Origin of the sequence: Flavobacterium sp. UBA7663, from assembly GCF_002483315.1 — a bacterium.
Classification (GTDB): domain Bacteria; phylum Bacteroidota; class Bacteroidia; order Flavobacteriales; family Flavobacteriaceae; genus Flavobacterium.
The window spans coordinates 43,295-59,944 of the sequence record NZ_DLHR01000024.1; the positions used below are offsets into that span (position 1 = coordinate 43,295).

Consider the following 16,650-nt stretch of genomic DNA (forward strand, 5'->3'; position numbering starts at 1 on the left):
CGAGCCCCAGCCAGGTCACAAAAAATCTAAAAGACGTTGCAATGCAACGTCTTTATTTTTTTAAGGCCATGTGGAGAAACGGTAGACTCGCCATCTTGAGGGGGTGGTGCTCGCAAGGGCGTGAGGGTTCAAATCCCTCCATGGTCACAAATATTTACTTCCTGCAAACTCTTTTCTTATTCATTAAAAAAATTTGTTTGATTATTTTTCTTATTAGTTAAACATTTATTATCATAAAAATTTTTTTGTTTACTTTTTTTGTTACTTTTGTTAAACAAAAACAAAAGAAGATGAACAATGTTAAAAACGTATTTAGTATCAAAGATTTAGAAAATCTTTCAGGCATAAAAGCACATACCATCCGTATTTGGGAAAAACGCTATAATGTTCTAGAACCTATGCGCTCTGATACCAACATACGTTCGTACGATATAAAAAACCTACAAAAGTTATTAAACATCGTATTACTTCATAATTACGGTTATAAAATTTCTAAAATTGGCACTCTGAATCAGGAACAAATTAATAAACTAGCCAATGATATTATTTCCGAAAAAAGTGCAAAAACTCATGCCATAAGTACTTTTAAAATGGCAATGATGAATTTTGATCAATCTTTGTTTTTCAAAACATACAATGAATTATTAAGCGAAAAGTCCTTTAGAGAAGTTTTCTATACTGTATTTATTCCGCTAATGCAAGAAATCGGTTTCTTATGGCAAACTGAAACCATCTCGCCTGCTCACGAGCATTTTATAAGTTATTTAATCAAACAAAAACTTCTAATTAACACAGAAAAAGTTCAAATATTAGAACCTACTAAAACCGATAATGTATATGTTTTATTTCTTCCTTTAAACGAAGTTCATGAACTTGGCTTAATGTATTTGAATTACGAAATTCTATTAAAAGGCTATCAGACCATATATCTAGGAGAAAGCATTCCAACTGAAAGTTTGTTAGATTTAAAAAACTCTTACGAAAACATAACTTTTGTAAGTTATTTAACCGTAGAACCTAATCAAGAAGAAATTGATAGTTATATTGTTGATATGCAAGCAAAATTACTTGAAAACACAAACCACAAAGTATTATTATTAGGAAGAATGACCCAATTCATTACATCCAAAACTCTACCTAACAACGTACATATTTACAATAGCATAGAAGAACTTTCAAATACTTTGTAAAAATATTTGTTTTGTTTAACTTTTTTACTATTTTTGTTAAACAAAACTAAATCAAGTGCATAAAAAAATTATAATAATCGGTTCTGGATTTTCATCATTGTCTGCAGCGTGTTATTTAGCAAAACAGGGAAATGATGTTACAATCTTTGAAAAAAACAGCACCATAGGAGGAAGAGCTCGTCAACTTAAAAAAGAGGGTTTTACTTTTGATATTGGCCCAACATGGTATTGGATGCCTGATGTTTTTGAACGCTTTTTTGGTGATTTTAATAAAAAACCATCCGATTATTACGAATTGATAAAACTTTCTCCAGCTTATCAAGTATATTTTGGACATTTAGATTTTGTAACAATTGCCGATAATTTACCAGAAATTGTAACCACTTTCGAATCTATTGAAAAAGGTAGCGGTAAGCAGTTAGAACAATTTATGGCAGAAGCCAAAAGTAATTATGATATTGCTATTAAAGATTTAGTATATCGCCCAGGCGAATCTCCAATGGAATTAATCACATTAGAAACTGCTAAAAAAGTGAATCAGTTTTTCAGTAACATTAAAAAAGATGTTCGAAAACGATTCAAAAACATGAAATTGGTTCAAATATTAGAATTTCCCGTTTTATTTTTAGGAGCTAAACCAAGCGACACACCTTCTTTTTATAACTTCATGAATTATGCCGATTTTGGATTAGGAACTTGGCATCCAAAAAACGGAATGTACTCTGTGATATTGGCTATGGAAACGTTGGCAAAAGAATTAGGTGTGAAAATCGAAACGAATGCTAACGTAGAAAAGATTGATGTTACTAACGGAAAAGCTACAGGCATATTAGTCAATAATAAAATTGTAACAGGTGATGTAATTTTAAGCGGTGCTGATTATCATCATTCTGAAACTTTATTAGATAAAAATTACCGTCAGTATTCAGAAAATTATTGGGAGAGCAAAACATTTGCTCCATCTTCACTCCTATTTTATGTTGGGTTTGATAAGAAAATAGAAAATGTAGAACATCACTCTTTATTTTTTGATGTAGATTTTGATATTCATGCAGAAGCCATTTATGACAATCCAAAATGGCCAGAAGAACCACTTTTCTACGCCAGTTTTCCATCTAAAACAGATGAGAATTGCGCTCCAGAAGGAAAAGAAGCAGGTATCTTTTTAATTCCATTGGCACCTGGATTAGAGGACACAAACGAGTTAAGAGAACTGTATTTTGAAAAAATAATTACTCGTCTTGAACGATTAACGGATCAAAAAGTAAAAAATAATATTATCTTTAAAGAATCGTTTTGCGTGAATGATTTCATAAAAGACTATAATTCATATAAAGGGAATGCATATGGTATGGCAAATACTTTACTGCAAACTGCTTTTTTAAGACCTAAGTTGAAAAGTAAAAAAGTAAAAAACTTGTATTTTACTGGACAATTAACTGTTCCAGGACCAGGAGTTCCTCCTTCCTTAATCTCAGGAAAACTAGTTTCAGATTTAATAGAAAAATATCAATAAGAATGAAGGCACTATTTGACAAAGTTTCTAATGATTGCAGTGTTAAAGTAACTAAAGCTTACAGTACTTCTTTTTCTAGTGCTGTAAAGATGTTAGCACCAAGTATTAGACAAGATATTTATAACATTTATGGTTTTGTTCGCTTTGCAGATGAAATTGTGGATTCATTTCATGACTATGATAAAGAATTCCTTTTTTCAAAATTTGAACAAGATTTGACAGATGCATTGGAGCATAAAATTAGTTTAAATCCAATTTTAAATTCATTTCAACATACTGTGAATAAATATAATATCCCACAGGAAATGATTGATGCTTTTATGAAAAGTATGAAATTAGATTTGAGTAAAAGTGAATACAAAACTACAGAAGAATATCAAGAATATATTTATGGTTCAGCTGATGTAGTGGGTTTAATGTGCTTAAAAGTTTTCGTTAACGGAAATGAAGAAAAGTACAATGAATTAAAAGATTCAGCTATGCGATTAGGTTCAGCTTTTCAAAAAGTGAATTTCTTGCGCGATTTAAAAGCAGATTTTGAAGAATTAAGCAGAACTTATTTTCCAAATACCGATTTGAATCATTTAGATGAAAAATCGAAACAAGAAATTATTGCTGATATTGAGAGCGATTTTGAAGCCGCATTTGAAGGTATTAAAAACTTACCTTTAGAAGCTAAATTTGGAGTTTACACCGCTTACAGATATTATAAGAAGTTATTAAAAAAGCTTCAAAAAACACCTTCTTTAGAAATCAAAAATACTCGCATACGAGTTTCTGATTATCAAAAAGTAGAATTATTAGCAAGATGCTATGTCAAATACAGATTAAATATAATTTAATACTATAATTATGTGGTTACACGTTTTAGTTTTTTTTACAACCTTTTTCTTTATGGAATTTATGGCTTGGTTTAGTCACAAATACATCATGCATGGATTCTTATGGAGTTTACATGCTGATCATCATAAAAAAGATCACGATTCGTGGTTTGAGCGTAATGATGCTTTTTTTATTTTTTATGCGATAGTGAGTATTGGATGTTTTTTATTGTGGCAAAATGATATTTTAGAAATTGGATTAGCTATTGGATTAGGAATTTTCGCTTATGGTTTAGCTTATTTCCTAGTACATGATATCTTTATTCACCAACGATTTAAGTTGTTTAGAAACGCTAATAATCGTTATGCAAAAGCCGTAAGACGCGCTCACAAAATGCATCATAAACACATTGGAAAAGAACATGGCGAATGTTTTGGAATGTTAATAGTTCCATTGAAATACTATAAAAACTAAAAAATCCCGCTTCTGCGGGATTTTTTTATTTCATAAGTTGTTGTAAGGGTTTCAATTGCTCCATATCTACTTGTGATTTTTGGAGTAAACTAAGCATATTCATTATATGAGTTGGATTCATATTGTTTCCTAAAACGCGAACTACTGCAAAACCGTTTTCTTTCTTTCCTGCTAAAACGACAAATTCTTCTATGTGTTCATCGTCATTTCCAACGAAGTAAATAGCCGCACCATCGTTTCCTGAACCAGCTTTCATTAATTGCTGATAACTTTCGTCTTTCAAAATAGCTTTTACTTCTTTAATTTCCTTTTCGTATCTAGCCGTATTAGTTGAATCGGTTCTGAAAGCAAGAATATTCATTTTTTCAAACGATTCTAAAGCTGCTTTCTCTGTTTCGGAAAGAGAAACTTTATCTGTTTTAATAATGTTTGAAGCTAAATCAATTGCAATAAACTCGGAAGATTCTGTATTTTCTACAAAATACTTTTGAAGTGTAGGCTTATCTTCACAACTGCAAAGTAACATTACACCTGAAACGAGTAATAATAACTTTTTCATTTCTTATTTTTTAGAAGCTTTTTTCAAATCATCTCCACCAGGTAAATTCATTTTCTCTGTTAACATAGAAATTTCATCTAAACTAAAGTTTCCTGTTAATGATAAAACAACTGTACTGGCATCTTTCATATTAGCACCTTCAATAAACATTAAAAGTTCTCTTACTATGTTTTCATTCGCACCCGATTTTACGTAAATTTTTACATTTTTACCATCGCCATTAACACGCATTAACTCTTCTAAAGGATTTGATTTCAAGTAACCACTCACCGTTGCTTTCATATCAGCACTCAATTTTGCATTGCTAGTTGTAAACACTTTTAGGTTGTCTAATTTTTTAAGCAAGTTCATGTATTGTTGCATTTCTTTATCTTTTGCATCCACTTTCACTTTACTCATCATTTCAAACATCTTCTTGTTAACAACAACAGACGCTACTCCTTCTTTATCTTCAAATTTATCAAACGCTCCTTGTGCAAAAGAAACTGTTGATGCCATTAAAAACGCTATAACTACTACTAAATTTTTCATTGTTTTTATTATTTAAAAATTGTTTTTTTTGTTTTTTCGTATTCTTCTAAATATACTACACTTTCCATGCCAATATTTACTTGTTCTGAAACCATTAACAAAGCTTTTTGTGTAGCTTCAAAGGCTTCTTCTGGATTATCATACGTTCCTAAATCTTCATGTTTAGGTACAGATGGATAATAATAGAAAGTAGCCAATCCAAAAAGCACTACAAAACTTGCTGCAATACCTATCCATTTTACAGTACTTTGTTTTCTAGGTTGTAATGGAAGTTTTTGCTCGAATTGCGTTCCTTTTTGTGTTTCAAAGTAACCAAACAGCGCTTGATATTTTGCCAAATGTGGCACCACATCATTGGAAGAAAAATAGGCCTTTAATTGTTTTTCTTCTACTATTGTAGTTTCTCCTTGAAAGTATTTTTCCAATAATTGTTCAACTAACTTGAGTTCCATAATTATGTGTTTTTTCGATTTGTTCTCTTAAGGTTTTTCGAGCTCTTGATAAAGCTACTCGAACCGCCGTTTCATTCATTTCTAATACTTGAGCAATTTCCGAAAATTCATATTCTTCAATTTCTCTAAGTTGTAATATCAATCGTTGTTGTTCAGGTAAATCGTTCATTAACTTTTCTGCCCATTGCAACGTATTTTGATGTTCTATTTGTGTTTCAACACTAGCTTGCTTGTCTTGATAATTGTTATGCACAATTTGCAAATTCGTAGCTCTTTTGCTTTTGAGTTGATCCAAACAATAATTCTTGGTCATTGTCATCGCTAAAGCTTCTACACTATTGTATTGTTCTAAAGAACTGTTTTTATTCCATAATCTCACCAACACTTCCTGAGTAGCATCTTCTGCTTCCTCTGTACTCACGAGCATTCGTTTCGCTAAACGAAATAACTTATCCTTAAAAGGAGTAATTATTTGTACAAACTCGTTTTGGTTCATAGTAATTGGTTAGTTTATAATGAAGACGAATGTAATTTAATTTTGTTACAAAAAAAAATGTATTTATCTTTATAAAAAAAAACTATGAAAAAATTTGGCTTTGTATTACTTATAATACTTTTTACGCAAAGTTTTATAAAATGCTCTGATGATTTTGATGATAACATATCATATGGTTCAGTTAATAATTTTGTTTGGAAAGGACTAAACTTATACTATTACTGGCTTACAGATTCGCCAGATTTAGTTGATGATCGATTTGAATCTACAAATGATTATGAGAATTTTATTAATTCTTTTAGTTCGCCAGAGGCAATCTTTAATCATTTGTTAGTAGATTCTTCTATTGATCGTTATAGTGTTATTTTCTCTGACTATACTGAATTAGAACAAGTCCTCAGCGGTACTCAAAAAAATAATGGTGTTGACTATGAATTGCGCTTCAAAGAAGGAAGCACTACAGAGTTATTTGGTTGGGTACGATACATTTTACCTAATTCAGATGCCTCAACCAAACCAATAAATCGTGGTGATATATTCTATGGTATAAATGGTATTCAACTTAATACATCAAATTATAGAGACTTATTAAATCAGGATAATTACACGCTAAACTTAGCCGAATTTGATGGGGGCGCAATTACTCCAAATGGAAATTCCGTTTCATTAATTAAAACAAATTATTCAGAAAACCCTGTTTACACAAGAAAAGTATTTATTGAAGGAACTAAGAAAATTGGATACTTAATGTATAATGGTTTTTATAGTAATTATGAAGTAGAATTAAATAATGCTTTTGAATATTTTCAAGGACAAGGAATTACACACCTAATATTGGATTTACGTTACAATTCAGGGGGTTCTGTTTCCACAGCTACAAGATTAGCTAGTATGATAACGGGCCAATTTAATAACCAAATCTTTGCTAAACAACAATGGAATTACAAAATTGAAAATTTGATTAATAATCCTGAACAACTGTTAAATAGATTTACAAATTCATTAGGCAACGGAAATAGCATAAACCATATACATTTAGACAAAATATACATTTTAACGACAAAAAGAACAGCATCTGCAAGCGAGCTAGTTATTAATGGATTAAAACCTTATATAAATGTTATACAGATTGGGGATGATACAGCTGGAAAAAATGTAGGATCTATAACATTATATGATTCTCCAACATTTAGAAAAGAAAATGTAAATCCTAATCACAAATACGCAATGCAACCTATTGTTCTAAAAATTGCTAACAACAATAATTTTAGCAATTATACAAATGGATTAACTCCAAATGTACCGCAACTTGAAGACTTAAATAATTTAGGTACAATTGGAGAAATTTCCGATCCTCTTTTAAATACAACAATAAATTATATTAATTTAAATGGTAGATTTCAGCAAAGTGTGCCTGAAAAAATATTTAACCATTTTGAAGACAGTAAATCGATGCGTTTATTTGGTGATGAAATGTATTTGGAATAAAAAAGAGGGCATTAAGCCCTCTTTTTTATTTCTTTATTAAAACAGAAAATTCAATCCTAATTTAAAGTTTCTTCCTCTGGTGTTGTATCCAATTAATTCTTGGAAATCATCGTTTAAAATATTCGTTACAGTTCCAAAAACATGTAAACGATTAGGCAATAACTCATAAGAAATATTAGAATTAACCAACTGATAAGCAGCTAAATTAACAGCTTGTGTTGCCCAAATATTAGAGTCGTAATACGCATCACTTCTATGATCTACATATTGATAATTGATTCCGAATGTTCCTCTTTTGAATTTGTAATTCAAATCAACATTTCCTTTGTGCTTTGGAATCAAACGGTTTAATTGCTCTTCGACTTGGGTAAACGTATAATTTCCACCAATATTGAATCTTTCAGATAATGAGTAACGAACGCTTGCTTCAACTCCTTTTGCGTTGTAAGTTCCGTCAACATTAATATAATACGATTCAAATGTAGATGAATTGTAATAGAATCCAAAAGTATTTTCTTCTTCTCTATAAAAACCAACCGCATTAATAGTCAACTTCTTATCTAGTAATTGCGATTCAAAACCAAATTCTGCCGTAGCATTTTCTTCTGGCGTTAAGCCTAAGTTTCCATAAGGTCCATATAATTGATATAAACTTGGCGTGATGAAAGCTGTGCTATAAGAAGCTAAAACTTTCAAAGGTAAGTTCTCAAATGAATAACTCGGATTGAAGTTGTAAACTGCTTGACTTCCATACTCGCTGTGTGTATTGAAACGAGCTCCTGCGTTAATGTTAAATCCAAAATCAGAATTAAATACCAATGTTGCATACGGATCTAATAAATTGAACTTCGCATTTTCTTTGATAACATCTACTACTCCATTCGTGTTTTGTGTCATATCGAAATATTGATATTGTACACCTAAAACTAAATATACTTGCTTGCTGAAATTGTATTTATTGAAAGCATCAATCGAAGCACTTCTTCCTGAATAATTATAATTATCAATCGTTCCCGACCACGAATTTGAAATATTTAAAACTCTATCAATTGTTGAAGCTCCTGCATTAATTGCAAATTCGCCTTTATTGTATTTATACTTTGGCAAGAATCCTATTCTGAATTGTTCCGAAAAACTATTGTTGTTCAAATCATCTGCATTAGCGATAATTCCGTCAAAAGAATTGTCAAATGTATTTTTAATTCGGTCGTAATTTCCAAAAAACTCAAAACTTAATTTATCATTCGCCTTGAAACCTATTTTTTGCAATACATTGACTCTCGAAAACGTATCTTCTTCAAAATCTTCTCCAGCTGCTTCCGACATTCCTTTTGTTTCCGTGCTGTTTAAAGTAGTCATGTAAGAAACTTTATTAATAGTTCCGTTTACAGACAATCCTTGATTGAAATCTTGTGCGCTCGTTTTTGAAGTTTCCGAAGTATTTTGCGTTCCCATATTGATGTACGCATTACCAGAAATTTCCTTTTTAGCTGATTTTTTCAACGTAATATTGACAACTCCCGTTGCAGCTCCAGTTCCATAAAGCGTACTCGAAGCGCCTTTCATGACTTCAATTTTTTCGATTTGTTCCACTGGAATTAAACGCAAATCATATTCGATATTAATTCCTGAAGCATCAGAAACTGGAACACCATCAATATAAATGGCTACTTGACGATTACGCCCACCACGAATGTAATAACCTAAGTTTTTTCCATTGAACGATTGATTTCCGTTGATTTCAACTCCCGCAACTTGACTCAACACATTAGCCAAATTTTGACCTTTTTTAGCTTCTAAGTCTTGAGCGGTAATAACTTCAATAATTTTACCTGATTTTTCTTTGCTTTGCGCAAACTTGGTGTCCGAAACAACAACTTCTTTTAGGTTGTTAACTTTTAGCGTATCTGATTCTTGAGCATACGCAAAAGCAGTAGCTAGTGTAAATACACTTAAGCCAATAAACTTTTTGTTCATTTTAGGGTTAATAAAAATTTTAATAAATTGGGGAGAAAAGCACAGAATTTACCCATACTCAAACTTTTTTTCCCGAAAGTTTGTTACTCAATGAATGTGGCAGGTCTCCTGGCTTGCGTCTTGTTATCAACCTTCTCACCACGCAAGGCGTGGCAATGGTAATGTAGATAATAACAAGCTTTGTAGCTTACAGTTGCGGGTACAGCTCAAGATTTTTGATTTAAATTGATGATTCAAGATTTAGGAAGTATTCTAAAATCATAAATCGTTACTCAACATTCATCAATCACTTGATTCCCTTTTAATGTTGTTTTGAAAAATTTAGAAACAACAACCAAAATTCGAGGGCAAAGGTACATAATTTTTAAAATAATAAATGATAAAAAATAATATCACTTTTTCTATCTTTGAAATTTCCCAACATTAAATAATTTCTCCCTGAAAATAATTTTACAAACTAAATTTAACATCTAAGTAAAATGTTATTCAAAAACCCTATTTTTTCAATAATAAATAATTATGAAAAAACTAATAACATAAGTAACAATTATGTTTATAGATCTATAAATAAGTACATACTTCTTCAAATTGTCATTTTTACTACTCACTTTCTATTTAATGTAATTGAATATGGATTTATACTAATTTCTAAAGTTCTTCTTTTTTTGATTCTTTATTTTATTTTAATGTTATCATTAAAAAAGAAAACATATGTATATGGAGTACATATAAATATATATTCTTTGATTGCTTATCTTATTTTAATTTTTTCTATTTCTTTTCTCTCTATTCACACTAGACAATTAATTAATATTGATTTATATTATTTCCCTATTATTAGTTCTATTCCTTTTTTATACAACCTAAAAGAAGATAAACCATATGTTTTATCAATTATCATATTAACATTACTTTTGATGTGTATCCCAACACTAATTGATCTTGATTTTATTATTAAAAGCGAATTAATAATAAATAAACGGTCAAACTTAACTTTTATGAAAATAACTAACTTACTAGTTAGCTTTATTGCATTATTTGTTAATCTTCATTTAGTATACAGAAAGGATGAATATATTTTTAAAATCCATAGCGAAAAAGAAACCCTTAAGGAACATATGCACGAACTAGAAGGTAAGTATTTAAATTTAATGCAAAAACAATTTATAATAAACAATATAAACACAGAAGAAATCGATGAAATTTATAAACTAGCAGAAACAAACTCTACCTTATATTTTGATAAATTTTGTATATTATTTCCTAACTTTAAAAATACTTTAGTCAACATAAATCCAGAATTAAATTTTTCTGAGCTTCATTTTTGTTCTTTAATAAAATTAAATTTTGATACAAAGAAGATTGCACAAATTTTAAACTTAACTGTAAGAGCTGTTGAAAGTAAAAAATACAGATTGAAAAGAAAATTAAATTTAAATACGGATATAAACATCCATGAGTTTATTATAAAAATATAACTTTTTTTAATGAAAAATGAGTTTTAATACGCATGCGTAGTTTTGAGTAGTTGTTTTTAATGAATGTTAAGTTAAAAAAAATAAATTGGTCTCAACTAACCAAAACAAAACAATTATGAGACTAAAACTTCAATTAAAATTGTTCTTTATTTTTTTTACTATCTTAAAAATTAATGCTCAAGTTGGAATTGGAACTGTAACACCACATTCGTCTTCAGTTCTTGATGTAACAGCCTCAAATGCAGGTTTTTTAGCACCTAGACTAACCTCTATAGAAAGAGATGCAATTGTATCACCATCACAAGGATTAATTATTTTCAATATAGATACACAATGTTTAGAAGTATACAACCTAACTTTAGGAGTCTGGAAAGCAAACTGTGGTGATCAAGCTGCAACAACTGGTTCTTTTTCTCCAGATTGTAACGGTATTTCTGTTCAAGGCACTTACACAACTGGTAGCACACTTATTAGTACTAGTAACACAATTACTATACCTGTAAATGTTACTCAACTTGGCACTTATTCAATAAATACTTCATCAGCAGGAATGTTTTTCAACAATTCGGGAACATTTACTACATTAGGATTTCAAAACATTGTATTAGAAGGCTCTGGGGTTCCAACTACAACAGGTAGTAATTTAGTTACAATTCAAATGGGAAATACCTACTGCAATGTTATTATCAATGTTCAAAATGGTATAGCAAACATTACAACTTGTCCTACACAAGGAACCATTACTGGAACTGTAGCAACAGGCCAAACTTTAAACAATGGAGATTTAATTATTCCTTTAAACAACATTAACTATACAGGTGGAAACATATATGGTTTTACAACTGCTTCAAATAATGGACTATCTCTCTCTTCTCCACTACAAGGCACTTTAGGAGCAACTCCAGCAAATTTAACAATGAATGTGACTGGTTCACCAATATTGTCAGGTAATACAACTTTAACTTTTTCTATAAATAACATTACAAATTGTTCGGTCACTATACCTGTACAATCAGGAACTGGTAGAGCAAGCGCTATTTCTTGTACAGGCACATTAAGCGGCACATATACTTCAGGTACAACAATGACAGGAACAAATACAAAAGTTATAAATTTAACTGTTAGTACTACTGGTACATTTAATATTACAACGAATACTCAAAATGGTGTACGATTTACAGGAGTATACACAGCAGCTGTATTAGGTGCTCAAAACATGACATTAACAGCAACTGGTACACCTTTAACTTCAGGGCTTTTCACATATACAGTAACTATTAGCAATACTCCTACTACCTTCATTACTTGTACTTTTGATGTTAATTATGCCCTACCTCCAACGGTTCCCAACTATACAACTTTAAGTTGTGGTACCCCTAATAATAACTACACTTATCTTAAACCATCAAACACTTCTTCAGATGATTGGTTTGGGGGATATTATATTAATTGGGATTATACAGGAAACGCTATGCAAATGAGTGCTGATGGTTTAACATTAGTCGTTGGTGGTGTTGGTGAAGATGGAAGCGGAAGTGGCATTAATCCACCAGATAATAATTTACTAACACAAGCAGGTGCAGCTTATGTGTTTACTAGATCAACTATTGGAGGTGCTTGGACTCAACAAGCCTACCTAAAAGCTTCCAATCCAGGTTATGATGATGTTTTCGGTACAGCTGTAGCGATAAGTAACGATGGAAATACTATTATTGTAGGAGCTCCAAGAGAAGATAGTAATGCCATTGGAGTAAACGGAAATCAAAGTAATGATTCGACTGGTGATGCTGGTGCAGCCTATGTTTTTTCTCGTAGTGGAACAACTTGGACGCAACAAGCTTATTTAAAGGCTACAAATCCTGGTGGTTCAGATTGGTTTGGCTTTAGTGTTGCAGTAAGCGGAAATGGGAACACTGTAGCCGTTGGTGCTTATAGAGAAGACGGATCTAATTATGTTATTAATCCTTCAGATAATAATGGGACTGTTGATTCAGGAGCAATCTACGTTTTCACACGATCAGGAAGTACTTGGACATCACAAGCTACTATAAAAGCTTCCAATGGAGGTTACGACGATCGTTTTGGTTTTTCAGTTGCATTAAGTACAGATGGAAATACATTAGCTGCTGGAGCTAATAGAGAAGATAGTAGTACCGTAGGAATAAACTCTTCATCTAACAATTCTGCTGGAGATTCAGGAGCTGCTTACATTTTTTCAAGGACAGGGACAACTTGGACACAACAGGCTTACATAAAAGCTGGTAATACAGGAGGTTCAGATTACTTTGGATATAGTGTAAGTTTGAGTGGAGATGGAAATAAATTAGTTATAGGAGCTCCTTTTGAAGATGGAAACGGAACAGGAGTTAATCCTGCTGAAAACAATTTATGGGGAGATTCAGGAGCAGCTTATATTTTTTCAAGAACAGGAACTACATGGTCGCAAAGTGCATACTTAAAAGCTAATAGCCAAGGTAGTGACTATTTTGGCTGGGGAGTTGCAATTAGTAAAGATTCTGACCATGTTGTAGTAGGTGCCCCAATTGAAGACACAAATTTAAGTTGTATTAATCCTGTTAGTAATAATCTAGCCGCAGATAATGGTGCCGCCTATACATTCCACAATAATGCTGGGAATTGGGGTTTTGGATACTTTATTAAAGCTGCTAACTCAGACACTTCAGATTATTTTGGCAACTGTGTATCTATAAATGAAACAGGAACTACGATTGCAGTTACGGCAGATGCTGAAGATGGAAGCGGATTGGGCATAAATCCAGCTCATAACAACAGTGCTAGTAATTCTGGGGCTTGCTATGTGTTTACTCAATAAAACATATAAAAAATTAAGCTTTTAAAAGAGCCGACAACAGTAGAATAAATAATTAAACATCCATTTATGAATGAGAAAAAAGAAAAATTAAATCATTTAATAAAAGTTAGGGATTTAATTGGCATTAGACTCGAAACCATTAATAATAAAGAGCTTGAGTAAATGGCACTAAAAATAATTCTAGCATGTCAATATATTAAACTTTAACGGTAAAAATCAAAAAATTAATAGCAGAAATTTACGGCTAAACGTATAAAAAAACACTAAACTGAGAGAATTATTGGATGGACATCTATAGTTAGGGAGACTTTGATACCATCCAACTCTCATTTTTTACTTCTTCTTATTCATCTTACGCCACAACCAAATAAAGCCAATTACAAAATGCGCCAAAATAATTGTTGCTACTGCATAAAGGAAGGCATTGGAGTCTGTTCTCATGTTTTTTTATTGCAAATTTAGTGGTTTTTGATAAATCGTTTGGCATCATTTGTTACATATAATCTGTTTTTGAATGTAAAGTACTACTTTTGCAAAAAACATTTTCATGCGCCATTATTTCTTTTTACTAGTTTTATTTTTAGCATTTATCCAATGTAAAGAATCGGAAGGTTCTGCAAATCTGAATACTTCTGAACAAAATAGCATTCAACATGCGGAAGGCTTTTCTATTGAAAAATACGAAGGTTTTTCCGTTGTAAAAGTTACGAATGCGTATCCTGAAGCTAAAAATGATTACACTTACATACTTCATAAAAAAGGGATTCAAATTCCAGATAGTTTACAACAATTTACTTCGATTGAAGTGCCAATTAAAAAAGTAATCGTTACTTCAACAACGCACATTCCAGCTTTAGAATCATTAGGAGTAGAAAATACTTTAATTGGTTTTCCAACCACACAATATATTTCTTCTGAAAAAACAAGAGCATTAATCGATGCTGGAAAAGTAAGAGATTTAGGCTCCAATCAAGGATTAAACACCGAAGTTATTTTAGATATTCAACCTGATTTAATCGTTGGATTTAGCGTTGATGGAGATTTAAAAACCTATAAAAACTTAGAAAAAAACAGTCAGAAAATAATCTTTAACGGAGATTGGACTGAAAAAACACCTTTAGGAAAAGCCGAATGGATTAAGTTCTTCGGTGCTTTGTATGATTTAGACGATAAAGCAACCGAGATTTTCAATTCGATTGAAAAAGAATATAATTCGGTGCTAACTTTGGCTAAAAACGCAAAAAAACAACCGACTATTTTTGCAGGTGCTATCTACGAAGATCAATGGTTTTTACCACAAGGCGATAGTTGGGCGGCTTATTTCTTAAAAGAAGCTAACGGAAATTATTTATGGAAAGATTCCAAAGGAACTGGAAGCTTAGCTTTATCATTCGAAAGCGTTTTAGACAAGGCAAAAGATGCTGATTTTTGGATTGGTCCAGGACAATTTGGTTCGATACAAGAAATTTTGAATAGTAACCCAAATTACATTCACTTTAAAGCGGTAGAAAATAAAAACGTTTATTCGTTTAGCACTAAAAAAGGGAAAACAGGTGGCGTGATTTATTATGAATTAGCACAAAATCGTCCTGATTTGGTTTTAAAAGACATTGTAAAAATTTTACATCCAGAAGTATTACCAAACCATGAGTTATTCTTTTTTGAGAAATTAAAATAACCTAATTTAGCCAAAAATTCAAGGCATGCCTTTAACCAAAAAACAAAACTTTCTTTTTATCATCTTACTTTTAGTAATGGTGTTTTTGTTTTTGGTAAACATTAGTCTAGGTTCTGTGTCAATTCCTTTGAAAGAAGTGGTTAACGGACTTTTATCGCAAGAAATGAGTAAGGAAAGTTGGGAAATTATTCTGTGGAATTTCCGCTTTCCAAAAGCCATTACTGCAATTTTAGTAGGAATTGGACTTTCGATGAGCGGATTGTTGATGCAAACTTTGTTCAGAAATCCATTAGCTGGACCTTATGTGTTAGGATTGAGTTCGGGTGCGAGTTTAGGAGTTGCATTTGTTATTTTAGGAACAGGATTTTTACCCACTTTTATTTCCTCTTTCTTTCTATCAAATTACGGATTAGTTTTAGCTTCGAGTTTAGGTAGTTTTTTAGTTTTGATGGCAGTTTTATTAGTTTCCCAAAAATTAAAAGACACCATGGCAATTCTAATTGTCGGATTAATGTTTGGGAGTTTCACTAGTGCCATAGTTTCGGTTTTATCTTATTTTACTTCGGCTGAAAAATTGCAGAAATTTACTTTTTGGTCGATGGGAAGTATTTCGAATTTGTCATGGAATGAAATTTCACTTTTATCCGTTTTTGTTATCATCGGAATTGGTATTAGTTTTATAGTTATCAAACCTTTGAATGCTTTATTATTAGGAGAAAAATACGCCCAAAGCATCGGAATCAACTATAAAAAAACCCGTTTTTTAATTATTATCGCAACCAGTATTTTAGCTGGGAGCATTACCGCTTTTGCAGGTCCGATTGCGTTTATTGGGTTGGCGGTTCCACACATGGCGAAATTATTGTTTCAAACAAGTAATCATTTTGTGTTGTTTTGGAGTACGCTTTTACTTGGTGCAATTGTGATGCTTTGTTGTGATACTATTGCTCAAGTTCCAGGAAATGATATAACCTTACCAATTAATGCGATAACTTCTGTAATTGGAGCGCCAGTAGTGATTTGGTTGTTAGTTAGAAAGAAACGTTTTTAGGAACACAGATTAAAGAAATGAGAGAAATTAACTTAAATGAACTTTTGTGTAATTTTATAAATACTTTTAACTTATATGACTTATATGTTTAAAAATTAATCCGTG

The 16,650-nt window shown here is 31.4% G+C and carries 14 protein-coding genes, 1 tRNA gene and 1 riboswitch; of the genes, 10 read left to right on the forward strand and 5 right to left on the reverse strand.

Features of this window, described 5'->3' with window-relative positions; all coding sequences use genetic code 11:
- The first annotated feature begins 64 nt into the window (after positions 1-64).
- The 5 genes from B2741_RS10695 to B2741_RS10715 all read left to right on the forward strand — a co-directional run bounded on the left by B2741_RS10695 (position 65) and on the right by B2741_RS10715 (position 4,002).
- Positions 65-147, forward strand: a tRNA-Leu gene (locus B2741_RS10695).
- A gap of 143 nt (positions 148-290) precedes the next feature.
- Entirely contained in the window at positions 291-1,190 is a 900-nt protein-coding gene (locus tag B2741_RS10700) for a MerR family transcriptional regulator (protein ID WP_291138701.1), read from the forward strand.
- Positions 1,191-1,245: 55 nt separating this feature from the next.
- On the forward strand, positions 1,246-2,706 hold the full coding sequence (locus B2741_RS10705; RefSeq protein ID WP_291138703.1) for a phytoene desaturase family protein: 1,461 nt from the start codon (positions 1,246-1,248) through the stop codon (positions 2,704-2,706).
- 2 nt (positions 2,707-2,708) lie between these two features.
- The gene (locus B2741_RS10710) at positions 2,709-3,548 is read left to right on the forward strand and encodes a phytoene/squalene synthase family protein (protein WP_291138705.1); all 840 of its coding nucleotides are present in this window, start codon (positions 2,709-2,711) and stop codon (positions 3,546-3,548) included.
- Between the two features lie 10 nt (positions 3,549-3,558).
- Entirely contained in the window at positions 3,559-4,002 is a 444-nt protein-coding gene (locus tag B2741_RS10715; protein WP_291138707.1) for a sterol desaturase family protein, read from the forward strand.
- Between the two features lie 25 nt (positions 4,003-4,027).
- On the opposite strand, the gene B2741_RS10720 is transcribed toward B2741_RS10715, so the two are convergent.
- From B2741_RS10720 to B2741_RS10735, 4 genes are read right to left on the reverse strand one after another with little or no spacing between them, the layout of a single operon-like run.
- On the reverse strand, positions 4,028-4,561 hold the full coding sequence (locus tag B2741_RS10720) for a DUF4252 domain-containing protein (RefSeq protein ID WP_291138709.1): 534 nt from the start codon (positions 4,559-4,561) through the stop codon (positions 4,028-4,030).
- A 3-nt stretch (positions 4,562-4,564) separates the two neighbouring features.
- A complete protein-coding gene (locus B2741_RS10725) occupies positions 4,565-5,092 on the reverse strand; it encodes a DUF4252 domain-containing protein (protein WP_291138711.1) in 528 nt (175 codons plus the stop codon).
- Between the two features lie 8 nt (positions 5,093-5,100).
- Positions 5,101-5,544 (reverse strand): hypothetical protein, encoded by a 444-nt coding sequence (locus B2741_RS10730; RefSeq protein ID WP_291138713.1) that lies wholly within the window; start codon positions 5,542-5,544, stop codon positions 5,101-5,103.
- A complete protein-coding gene (locus B2741_RS10735) occupies positions 5,525-6,040 on the reverse strand; it encodes an RNA polymerase sigma factor (RefSeq protein WP_291138714.1) in 516 nt (171 codons plus the stop codon). The genes B2741_RS10730 and B2741_RS10735 overlap by 20 nt, the downstream gene beginning before the upstream one ends.
- 84 nt (positions 6,041-6,124) lie before the next feature.
- Here B2741_RS10735 and B2741_RS10740 point away from each other — a divergent pair, with 84 nt between their 5' ends.
- Positions 6,125-7,528: a S41 family peptidase gene (locus B2741_RS10740; RefSeq protein WP_291138715.1), complete on the forward strand. Its 1,404-nt coding sequence runs from the start codon at positions 6,125-6,127 to the stop codon at positions 7,526-7,528.
- A 36-nt stretch (positions 7,529-7,564) separates the two neighbouring features.
- Here the strand turns inward: B2741_RS10740 and B2741_RS10745 are convergent, their stop codons facing one another.
- A complete protein-coding gene (locus B2741_RS10745) occupies positions 7,565-9,505 on the reverse strand; it encodes a TonB-dependent receptor plug domain-containing protein (protein WP_291138716.1) in 1,941 nt (646 codons plus the stop codon).
- Positions 9,506-9,586: 81 nt separating this feature from the next.
- Positions 9,587-9,859, reverse strand: a riboswitch (cobalamin riboswitch).
- Between the two features lie 125 nt (positions 9,860-9,984).
- Here B2741_RS10745 and B2741_RS10750 point away from each other — a divergent pair.
- The 4 genes from B2741_RS10750 (at position 9,985) to B2741_RS10765 (ending at position 16,545) form a co-directional block, all read left to right on the forward strand.
- Positions 9,985-10,983 (forward strand): helix-turn-helix transcriptional regulator, encoded by a 999-nt coding sequence (locus B2741_RS10750; RefSeq protein WP_291138718.1) that lies wholly within the window; start codon positions 9,985-9,987, stop codon positions 10,981-10,983.
- 115 nt (positions 10,984-11,098) lie between these two features.
- Entirely contained in the window at positions 11,099-13,816 is a 2,718-nt protein-coding gene (locus tag B2741_RS10755; RefSeq protein WP_291138720.1) for a beta strand repeat-containing protein, read from the forward strand.
- A gap of 547 nt (positions 13,817-14,363) precedes the next feature.
- A complete protein-coding gene (locus B2741_RS10760) occupies positions 14,364-15,494 on the forward strand; it encodes an ABC transporter substrate-binding protein (protein ID WP_291138722.1) in 1,131 nt (376 codons plus the stop codon).
- A 25-nt stretch (positions 15,495-15,519) separates the two neighbouring features.
- Positions 15,520-16,545: a FecCD family ABC transporter permease gene (locus B2741_RS10765; protein WP_291138724.1), complete on the forward strand. Its 1,026-nt coding sequence runs from the start codon at positions 15,520-15,522 to the stop codon at positions 16,543-16,545.
- Positions 16,546-16,650 lie beyond the last annotated feature (105 nt).

What these genes read in the sequence shown, in the direction of transcription:
- B2741_RS10700 (WP_291138701.1), top strand. Translation starts at nt 291, where the DNA reads ATGAACAATGTTAAAAACGTATTTAGTATCAAAGATTTAGAAAATCTT.
- B2741_RS10710 (WP_291138705.1), top strand. Translation starts at nt 2,709, where the DNA reads ATGAAGGCACTATTTGACAAAGTTTCTAATGATTGCAGTGTTAAAGTA.
- B2741_RS10715 (WP_291138707.1), top strand. Translation starts at nt 3,559, where the DNA reads ATGTGGTTACACGTTTTAGTTTTTTTTACAACCTTTTTCTTTATGGAA.
- B2741_RS10720 (WP_291138709.1), bottom strand. Translation starts at nt 4,561, where the DNA reads ATGAAAAAGTTATTATTACTCGTTTCAGGTGTAATGTTACTTTGCAGT.
- B2741_RS10725 (WP_291138711.1), bottom strand. Translation starts at nt 5,092, where the DNA reads ATGAAAAATTTAGTAGTAGTTATAGCGTTTTTAATGGCATCAACAGTT.
- B2741_RS10730 (WP_291138713.1), bottom strand. Translation starts at nt 5,544, where the DNA reads ATGGAACTCAAGTTAGTTGAACAATTATTGGAAAAATACTTTCAAGGA.
- B2741_RS10735 (WP_291138714.1), bottom strand. Translation starts at nt 6,040, where the DNA reads ATGAACCAAAACGAGTTTGTACAAATAATTACTCCTTTTAAGGATAAG.
- B2741_RS10740 (WP_291138715.1), top strand. Translation starts at nt 6,125, where the DNA reads ATGAAAAAATTTGGCTTTGTATTACTTATAATACTTTTTACGCAAAGT.
- B2741_RS10745 (WP_291138716.1), bottom strand. Translation starts at nt 9,505, where the DNA reads ATGAACAAAAAGTTTATTGGCTTAAGTGTATTTACACTAGCTACTGCT.
- B2741_RS10750 (WP_291138718.1), top strand. Translation starts at nt 9,985, where the DNA reads ATGTTATTCAAAAACCCTATTTTTTCAATAATAAATAATTATGAAAAA.
- B2741_RS10755 (WP_291138720.1), top strand. Translation starts at nt 11,099, where the DNA reads ATGAGACTAAAACTTCAATTAAAATTGTTCTTTATTTTTTTTACTATC.
- B2741_RS10760 (WP_291138722.1), top strand. Translation starts at nt 14,364, where the DNA reads ATGCGCCATTATTTCTTTTTACTAGTTTTATTTTTAGCATTTATCCAA.
- B2741_RS10765 (WP_291138724.1), top strand. Translation starts at nt 15,520, where the DNA reads ATGCCTTTAACCAAAAAACAAAACTTTCTTTTTATCATCTTACTTTTA.